The organism is Actinomadura sp. 7K534, from assembly GCF_004348575.1.
Taxonomy (GTDB): domain Bacteria; phylum Actinomycetota; class Actinomycetes; order Streptosporangiales; family Streptosporangiaceae; genus Spirillospora; species Spirillospora livida.
This window is the reverse complement of sequence record NZ_SMKB01000289.1, coordinates 1-8,198: the sequence shown is the minus strand read 5'-3', so window position 1 is coordinate 8,198 and position 8,198 is coordinate 1. Positions and strand designations below refer to the sequence as shown.

The following is an 8,198-nucleotide window of genomic DNA, read 5'->3' as shown; positions in this document are numbered from 1 at the left end:
CCCGCCCCGAGATCGAGCTGGCCGACCTCACCGGCTTCGCGCTCCAGACCGCCTGCTGGGGCGACCCCGGCGCGACCGGTTTGGCGCTGCTCGACCCGCCGCCGCCCGCCGCCCTGGACGCCGCCCGCAGCACCCTGCGCGCCCTCGGCGCCCTGGAGGACGGCGGCGTCACCGGCCGAGGCCGCGCCCTCGCCCGGATCGGGCTGCACCCGCGCCTGGCCCGCGCCCTGGTGGACGGCGCCCCGGAGGTCGGCTCCCGTGCCGCCGCCGAGATCGTCGCCCTCCTCTCCGAACCTCCGCCGCGCTCCGCGGGCGACGACCTCACCGCGACCTGGCGCGGCCTCCGCCGTCCGGGCCGGCCCGCCGACGCCCATGCCGCACGCTGGCGCGACGAGGTCCGCCGCCTCCGCCGGTCGGCGCACGGTGGCGGACCCGTTGAAGGCCCGGCCGGGGATGCCGCCCCGGACGCCTGGGCGCGGCGCGGGGACGACGCCGTGGCCGGGGTCGTGGTGGCGCTGGCGTTCCCGGAGCGGGTGGCGCGGGCGCGCCGGGGGAGCGGCCACCTGATGGCGTCCGGGACGGGCGCGGTGCTCGACGCCGGCTCGGCGCTGGCCGGGGCGCGGCCGGAATGGCTCGCGATCGCGGCCGCCGACCGGCCGTCCGGATCGGCGTCGGCGCGGGTGCGGCAGGCCGTGGTGATCGACGAGGAGGTGGCGCGTTTCGCGGCGGCGCCGCTGCTGGAGACCGCCGAGGAGATCGCCTGGCGGGACGGCGACGTGACCGCGCGCCGGGTCGAGCGGCTCGGCGCGATCGAACTGGACGCGGCGCCGCTGCGCGACCCCGATCCGGAGCGGATGCGGGCGGCCCTGCTGGAGGGGCTGCGCGCCGAAGGGCTCGGCCTGCTGAACTGGACGGCGGCGGCCACCGGCCTGCGGCGGCGGCTGGCGTTCCTCCATGACGCACTGGGCGACCCGTGGCCGGCCGTGGACGACGCGGCGCTGCTCGACCTCGTCCCGCAGTGGCTTGCGGGTGCGCGGCGCCGCGCCGACCTGAAGCGGGTCGACGTGGCGGCGATGCTGCGCGGCCTCCTGGCGTGGGACCAGGCGAAGCGGCTCGACGAGTACGCGCCCGAGCGCGTCGAGGTCCCGTCCGGCTCGCGGATCAGGGTGGACTACTCGGGCGAGCGGCCCGTGCTGGCGGTGAAGCTGCAGGAGCTGTTCGGGTGGGACGCGGCGCCGCGGCTGGCTGGCGGGCGGGTGCCGCTGGTCGTGCATCTGCTGTCGCCGGCGGGCCGTCCCGCGGCGGTCACCGCGGACCTCGCGTCGTTCTGGCGCGAGGGATACCGCGCGGTGCGGGCGGAGCTGCGCGGGCGCTATCCCCGGCACCCCTGGCCGGAGGATCCCGCGCAGGCCGTCCCGACGAAGCGGACCAGGCGGGCTAGCGGGAGCTGATCAGCACCTCGATGCCGTCCAGGACGCGGGCCAGCCCGAACTCGAAGGCGCGGGCCGGCGCGACGGCGGCGTGGTACTCCTGCCCTGCGGCGGTGCCGACGCGCGTGCCGACGGGATAGTCCTCCTCGTTCACGAACCGGTCGAGGAAGGGGGCACTGGCCTCCCACCACTGCTCGTCGCTGATGCCGGTGCGGCGCTCGGCCTCGGCGGCGTTGACCGAGGTGCGGGCGGCGCTCTCGGCGAACCCGGTGACGAGCGCGACGACCGCGTCCATCTCCAGGTCGGTGAGGCCGAGGCCGTCCACGGCGCGGAGCTCGTACTCGTACTTTCCGATCGTGTGCGGGCCCATCGGCGGGCGCGTGACGGTGATCTGCAGCAGCCAGGGGTGGCGGTGGAACAGGTCCCAGTTGTCGCGGGCGATGTGCTCCAGCCGGGCCCGCCAGGAGTCGTGGTCCGCCGGTGCCAGCTCGCCGTACGCGCGGTCCACCATCACGTCGATCAGCTCGGCCTTGCCAGGGACGTAGGTGTAGATCGACATCGGGGACACGCCCAGCGCGTCGGCGATGCGCCGCATCGACAGGGCGTCCAGGCCCTCGGCGTCGGCCACCTCGATCGCCGTCCGGACGATCTCCTCGGCGGTCAGCCGGGGCTTCGGGCCGCGCCGCGGGGGCTCCCTGACCCCCCAGAGGAGTTCCAGGCTGCGCCGCGGATCGCCGGCCCCGCTGTACTCGGTCGTCACGGTTCCGATCCTCTCAGGGATGAAACTCTGTACTGCGTACGTTATATTGGCCCGGATGGAAACTCCGTATGCCGTACAAAGTTTGGGAGGACCCGTGGCCGAACCACGCTTCGCCGTCGAGGCGGAAGGGCTGCGCAAGCGCTACGGCGGCCCCCGCGACGGAACGCAGGCCCTCGACGGGCTGGACCTGCGCGTGCCCGCGGGCACCGTGCACGGGCTGCTCGGCCCGAACGGCGCCGGCAAGACCACCGCGGTCCGCGTCCTGACCACCCTGGCCAGGCCGGACGGCGGGACCGCCCGCGTCGCCGGGCACGACGTGGTGCGCGAGGCGGCGCGGGTGCGGACCCGGATCGGGCTGGTCGGGCAGCACGCGGCGGTCGACGAGGTCCTCGGCGGGCGCCAGAACCTCGTCATGTTCGGCCGCCTCTACCACCTGGGGACCGCGCGGGCGCGCCGCCGGGCCGACGAGCTGCTGGAGCGCTTCCGGCTCACCGACGCCGCCGACCGGCCCGCGGGCGAGTACTCCGGCGGCATGCGCCGCCGCCTCGACCTGGCCGCGTCCATGATCCTCGCGCCGCCGGTGCTGTTCCTGGACGAGCCGACCACGGGCCTCGACCCGCGCGGCCGGAACGAGGTGTGGGACGCGATCCGCACCCTCGTGGACGGCGGGACCACCGTCCTGCTCACCACCCAGTACCTGGAGGAGGCCGACCGGCTCGCCACCGGCATCTCGGTGATCGACCACGGCCGCGTCATCGCCGAGGGCGCCCCCGACCAGCTGAAGGCGCGGCTCGGCGGCGACCGCATCGAGGTCGTCCTCGACGACCCCGGCGCGCTGTCCGCGGCGGCCGGGATCGTCGGCCGGGTCGCGTCCGGCGAGGTCGACGTGGACGCCGAGGCCCTGCGCGTCGGCGCGCCGGTGACCGGGCGGGCCGCCGCGCTGACCGAGGCCGTCCGCGCCCTGGACGAGGCGGGCCTCGCGGTCGCGGACATCGGCCTGCGCCGCCCCACCCTGGACGAGGTGTTCCTGCACCTCACCGATGCCAGCACGAGTGAGAAGGAGGTGCCCGCGTGAGCGTCCAGACCCTGCGCTGGGCCGTCGCGGACGGCCGGACCCTGACCGGGCGAGCGCTCGCCCACTGGGCGCGCCGGCCAGGGGAGGTGGCCGTCGCGCTGCTGTTCCCCGTGATGGTCGTGCTGATGATGGGCTACCTGTTCGGCGGCCAGATGGACGTGCCCGGCGGCGGGAGCTACCGGGAGTTCATCGTCCCCGGCATGTTCGCACTGACGATGGCGTTCGGCGTCGAGACGACGTTCGCCGCGGTCGCGGGCGACGCGGCCAAGGGGGTGACCGACCGGTTCCGCGCGATGCCGATGGCGCCGTCCGCGGTCGTCGTCGGGCGCGCCGCCGCCGACATGCTGCACTCGGTCGCCGCGCTGGCCGTCATGGCGGTCTGCGGCGTGCTGATCGGCTGGCGCGTCCACGATGGGATCGCCGGCGCGCTGGCCGGGTTCGGGCTGCTGCTCCTGCTGCGCTTCTCGCTGGTGTGGATGGGCATCTACCTCGGCCTGATGGCCAAGGGGCCGGAGTCGGTCGCGGCCGTGCAGATCCTGGTGTGGCCGATCGGGTTCCTGTCCAGCGCGCTGATCGCGCCGAGCACGATGCCGGGCTGGCTCGGCGCCATCGCCGAGTGGAACCCGATGTCGGCGACCGTGACGGCGTGCCGGGAGCTGTTCGGCGATCCCGGGCAGGCGGGCACCTCGTGGGCCGCGCAGCACAGCGTCCTGATGGCGGTGGTGTGGCCGCTGGTGATCGCGGCGGTGTTCATCCCGCTGTCGGTGCGCCGCTACCGCGCCATGGGCCGATAGCGCTGACCAGGTAGGGCAGGTAGGGCGTCAGCCGCCGGGCAGGAGGGCGGCGCGGTGGCGGGCGAGCGCCAGCGCCGGATAGCACTCCTCGGGCAGGTCCGTCCCGCCGGGGGCGGTGCCGTCCAGCGCGGCGCGGAGCCTGCGCCCGACGGCGGCGGGGTCGTAGGGCTGGACGACGCACAGCTCGGCCTGCATCGCCTGCCGCGCCGCGCCCATCAGCGCCGGGACGTCCCCGACGATCACGACCTCGGCGGGGACGTCCCCGTGGGACAGCCGCACGGCCAGCGCGTGCATCCCGGCGGTGCCCGCGTCCGCGTAGCGGAACTCGCAGACGAGCCGGTCGCCGTCGAGCGGGCCCTCCTGGATCAGCCAGACCTGGCCTGGGACGACCCGTCCGAGCGCCCCCTCCCAGGCGGCGGCCGGGACGTCGCCGAGCGCGTCGGCGGCGCGTCCCGCCGCCTTGCGGGCCTCGGCCGGGCCGATGGCGGCGAGCACCCGCAGGAAGGCCCGCGCGCCCGGCGTCGCCGCCGCCCGCAGGGAGGTGATCAGGTCACCGAGCGCGGCCCGCCGCCCCTGGACGTGCGGGGCCGCCGCCTCGAGGCTGCCGAGCCGCGCGGACGTCCACACCTCGGCCTCCAGCGGGCCGGGCAGCGACGGCAGGGCGTCGGCCTCCCGGACGTAGGCCGCGTACACCTCGCGGAGGCCGGGCAGCATCAGCTCCGGGCCCGCGGACGGTCGGGTGGCACTCACCGTTCCACCCTATGAGAACCGCGCCGCCGGGCGGTAAGCGCGGCGGCGCCCCTACGCGGGGACGGTGAGCAGCGTGCGGCCCGCACCGATGGTCCGGACCTCGAAGCGGCTGATCTCCTCCGGCGTCAGCGCCGTGGCGCCCTGCACCGTCAGGTGCGGCTGCGCGGAGTCGGCGAACCCGTAGCCCTTGGGCGGGACGGACCAGCCGGCGACCGTGTGCGCGTTGCCCCGGGCGTCCACCGCGACCAGCTCGCACTGCAGCGGCCCGCGGACCTTGCTGAGCCGCAGCCCGACGCGGCTGCCCCACATCTTGCCGTCCATCGCGACCGTCCCGGTCACGCCGGTGCCCGTGTCCGCGGCCGACACCGTCCGGCCGTTCTTCAGCAGCGCGGCCGTCCCGGTGTCGGGCTGCGCCGGCGGCGCCTGCTCCTGGTCGGCGCCGAGCGTGTACCCGGTGCCGAGCGCCCCGCCGAGGAGCACGACCCCGGCGGCCGCCGCCGCGAGCCCGCGCACCGTGCGGTACCGCCGCTCCCGGCGGTTCCGGTGCCGCATGAGGTCGGTGACCACCGCGGGCTCCGGCGGCACCGGCGGCGCGTCGGGCGGTTCGGCGATGGGGCCGATGCCGTCCAGCGTCCGGGCGATCCCGCGCAGCTCGCCGAGCTCCTCGTGGCAGGCCATGCACGTCGCCAGGTGCGTCTCGAACGCGCGCCGGTCGGGCTCCTCCAGGAGGCCGAGGGCGTAGGCGCCGACGTCGATGTGCAGCATGTCCGCGCTCATGGCGTCACACCCCTCTCCTCCAGGGCGACCCGTAGCGCCCGTAGCGCGTAGTAGACCCGGGACTTCACCGTGCCCACGGGGATGCCGAGATGCCTGGCGGCCTCGTTCACCGAGCGGTCCCGGAAGAAGGTCTCGTTCAGGATCTCGCGGTGGGCCGGGGACAGCGCGAGGAGGGCTTCGGACACGACGACGGAGCGCAGCAGATCCTCCAACCCGTCGGGGACGCGCATGTTCTCCAGCGGGCCCTCGCCCGCCTCCTGCGGCCTGGCGTTCTTGCGGCGCTGGTCGTCGATGACGATCCGGCGGGCGACCGTCGCCAGCCACGGCAGCAGGGACGTCGCGTTCTCGTCGAGCTGGTGCGCGCTGCGCCACGCGCGGATCATCGTCTCCTGCACGACGTCCTCGGCCCAGTGCCGGTCGCCGCCGGTCAGGCGGAGCACGAACGACAGCAGCGGACGGCCGTACACCCGGTACAGCTCGGTCACGATCACCTGGTCGTCGACGCCGCCCGAGGGGTGCGGCCCGCGGAACCAGCTCCACGGGCCGGCTGGACGTTCTCGGGTGGCCGAGGCGGCCGGTGATCTGTGTGCCATCGGGGGTCTCCGGCTGGTGCGGGGGCGGGGCGACGCGGTGACCGTGAGCCAGGTGTCACGTTGGGAGGCAGTACGGGACCGCGGCGGCCGGAGGTTCAATCCGTGTCCGATCAGCCGGGAATTTTCCGATTCACCCCTTACTAGTTCGCCACCTTTTCCTTACCTGTGGCGCCGGTCGCAGGCCCGCCGCGTCGTAGGGCCGTACGAATCCGAATCAGCGGGAGGCGACCGGACCCACCGCGGCGGACCTCCGCCGGCAACGTTCACTCCACGCTTGGAGCGAATGCGGGCATCGGGCCCATTTGCCCATAGAGGACCGAGGGCGGGATCGGCATGGTGAAGGGAATCGGGAACACACAGCTTCTGTACCGCCTGCTGCTGGCGGTGGACATCCAGGGGTACAGCAGGCGCGACACCCGCGAGCAGCTCGTCGCGCAGGGCCTGCTGGCGGACGCGCTCGACCGGGCCGCCCGCGGCGTCGGCCTCGACCGGGGCCGCTGGGAGAAGCAGGTCGGCGGCGACGGCGAGCTCGCCACGCTGCCGGAGGGGGTCGACCCGGCGCCCGTGGCCGGGGACTTCGTCATCGGGCTCGCCGCGGCGCTGCGGGAGGTCAACCGCGACGCGGGCCGCTTCCCGCTGCGGGTGCGGCTCTCGATCCACCACGGCACGCTGACGGCCGGGCCGTTCGGGCCCGCGGGCGACGCGCCCATCGTCGTCCAGCGGCTGCTGGACGCCGCGCCGCTGCGCCGCCTGCTGACCGACGACACGGACCGCGACCTCGCCTACGTCGTGTCGGACACGCTGTTCGAGGACGTCGTCCGGACCGGGTTCTGCGCCCTGCGGCCGCAGGCGTTCCAGCCCATCAAGGTCACCGCGAAGGGCGCCGCCTTCCGCGGCCACATCCTCACCGGCCGCGCGGCGCGCGGCAGCGGCACCGGCGGCACGGGAGGCGAGCGGGGCGGGCCCGGCGCGCGCGTCCTCGACTTCCCCGCGCTGGCGGCCCGCTGACCCCGCCGCCTCCGCCGGGAAGGGAACGGCCCGGCGCGGGGTTGCCCATGGAAACCGGTCTTTCCTGGAGGCGGACGATGTCGGACGAGAAGGCGCTGGCGAACCTGGTGGCGGGACGCGACCTCGGGGTCCTCGCGACCCTCAAGCGGGACGGGCGGCCGCAGCTGTCCAACATCAACTACCACTTCGACCCGGAGAGCGGGCTCGTCCGCATCTCGATCACCGCCGACCGCGCCAAGGCCCGCAACCTGGCGCGCGATCCGCGGGCGAGCCTGCACGTCAGCTCACCGGACGGCTGGTCGTACGCGGTCGCCGAGGGCGACGCCGAACTGTCGGCCGTCGCCGCCGACCCCGCCGACGCGGCGGTGGAGGAGCTGGTCTCGGTGTACCGGGACATCCGCGGCGAGCACCCCGACTGGGACGACTACCGCCGCGCCATGGTCGAGGACCGCCGCCTCGTCGTCCGCCTGCACGTCAACCACCTGTACGGCCTAGCCCGCTGAGGCGGCGGCGGGGGGCGGCTTGTGCCGGTGGTGCCCGGCTGACTACCGTTCGGTGATCAGCCACGGGAGAGAGCATGCCGTACGAGATCCAGCTCACCGCCACCTCGACCGCCACGCCCGAGGAACTGTTCCGGCATCTGGCCGTTCCGGAGGCGTGGGGCGCGTGGGGCGGGTTCCCCATACCCGCGAAGCAGGCCCGCAAGGGCGACACGACCACCTACGGCGTCGGGTCGGTCAAGAAGATCTGGCCCGCCAGCGAGCAGACCGTCGCCTACGAGCCGTACTCGCACTTCGCCTATAAGGCGTTGTCGGGCCTGCCCGTCCGCAGCTACCGCTCGGATGTGCATCTGGAGGCCGCCGGCTCCGGCACCGAGATCCGCTGGAACGCCGTGCTGGAGCCCCTGATCCCCGGTACCGGCCCCCTGACGCGCGCCGTGTTCCGGCTGATGCTGAAGAACTTCACCCGCCGGCTGCCGGCCCACACGGAGAACTGCCCCCCGGACTGCCC

The 8,198-nt window shown here is 75.1% G+C and carries 10 protein-coding genes; 6 read left to right on the top strand and 4 right to left on the bottom strand.

Going from position 1 to position 8,198, the window contains the following annotated elements; genetic code table 11:
- The coding region (locus E1266_RS33015; RefSeq protein ID WP_279436368.1) for an ATP-dependent helicase C-terminal domain-containing protein at nucleotides 1-1,451 on the top strand (1,451 nt) is incomplete at its 5' end.
- Here the strand turns inward: E1266_RS33015 and E1266_RS33010 are convergent.
- Complete coding sequence (locus E1266_RS33010; protein WP_132053827.1) at nucleotides 1,438-2,190, bottom strand: TetR/AcrR family transcriptional regulator; 753 nt, start codon at nucleotides 2,188-2,190, stop codon at nucleotides 1,438-1,440. The genes E1266_RS33015 and E1266_RS33010 overlap by 14 nt on opposite strands.
- Nucleotides 2,191-2,284: 94 nt before the next feature.
- Here E1266_RS33010 and E1266_RS33005 point away from each other — a divergent pair, with 94 nt between their 5' ends.
- Both E1266_RS33005 and E1266_RS33000 read left to right on the top strand, forming a co-directional pair.
- On the top strand, nucleotides 2,285-3,265 hold the full coding sequence (locus tag E1266_RS33005; protein WP_243719183.1) for an ATP-binding cassette domain-containing protein: 981 nt from the start codon (nucleotides 2,285-2,287) through the stop codon (nucleotides 3,263-3,265).
- Complete coding sequence (locus E1266_RS33000; RefSeq protein WP_132053823.1) at nucleotides 3,262-4,059, top strand: ABC transporter permease; 798 nt, start codon at nucleotides 3,262-3,264, stop codon at nucleotides 4,057-4,059. The genes E1266_RS33005 and E1266_RS33000 overlap by 4 nt, the downstream gene beginning before the upstream one ends.
- Nucleotides 4,060-4,086: 27 nt before the next feature.
- On the opposite strand, the gene E1266_RS32995 is transcribed toward E1266_RS33000, so the two are convergent.
- The 3 genes from E1266_RS32995 to E1266_RS32985 are packed head-to-tail and all read right to left on the bottom strand — an operon-like array spanning nucleotide 4,087 to nucleotide 6,071.
- The gene (locus E1266_RS32995) at nucleotides 4,087-4,809 is read right to left on the bottom strand and encodes a hypothetical protein (RefSeq protein WP_132053821.1); all 723 of its coding nucleotides are present in this window, start codon (nucleotides 4,807-4,809) and stop codon (nucleotides 4,087-4,089) included.
- 51 nt (nucleotides 4,810-4,860) lie between these two features.
- Nucleotides 4,861-5,586 carry a zf-HC2 domain-containing protein gene (locus E1266_RS32990; protein ID WP_132053819.1) on the bottom strand — a complete coding sequence of 242 codons (726 nt, stop codon included), beginning with the start codon at nucleotides 5,584-5,586 and terminating at the stop codon, nucleotides 4,861-4,863.
- Nucleotides 5,583-6,071 carry a sigma-70 family RNA polymerase sigma factor gene (locus E1266_RS32985; protein ID WP_207946058.1) on the bottom strand — a complete coding sequence of 163 codons (489 nt, stop codon included), beginning with the start codon at nucleotides 6,069-6,071 and terminating at the stop codon, nucleotides 5,583-5,585. The genes E1266_RS32990 and E1266_RS32985 overlap by 4 nt, the downstream gene beginning before the upstream one ends.
- Before the next feature lie 441 nt (nucleotides 6,072-6,512).
- Between E1266_RS32985 and E1266_RS32980 the strand changes: the two genes are divergently transcribed.
- The 3 genes from E1266_RS32980 to E1266_RS32970 form a co-directional block, all read left to right on the top strand.
- Nucleotides 6,513-7,187 carry a hypothetical protein gene (locus E1266_RS32980; RefSeq protein ID WP_207946057.1) on the top strand — a complete coding sequence of 225 codons (675 nt, stop codon included), beginning with the start codon at nucleotides 6,513-6,515 and terminating at the stop codon, nucleotides 7,185-7,187.
- A gap of 77 nt (nucleotides 7,188-7,264) precedes the next feature.
- Entirely contained in the window at nucleotides 7,265-7,690 is a 426-nt protein-coding gene (locus tag E1266_RS32975) for a PPOX class F420-dependent oxidoreductase (RefSeq protein WP_132053815.1), read from the top strand.
- Between the two features lie 74 nt (nucleotides 7,691-7,764).
- A partial coding sequence (locus tag E1266_RS32970) for an SRPBCC family protein (RefSeq protein WP_132053812.1) occupies nucleotides 7,765-8,198 on the top strand: 434 nt, incomplete at its 3' end.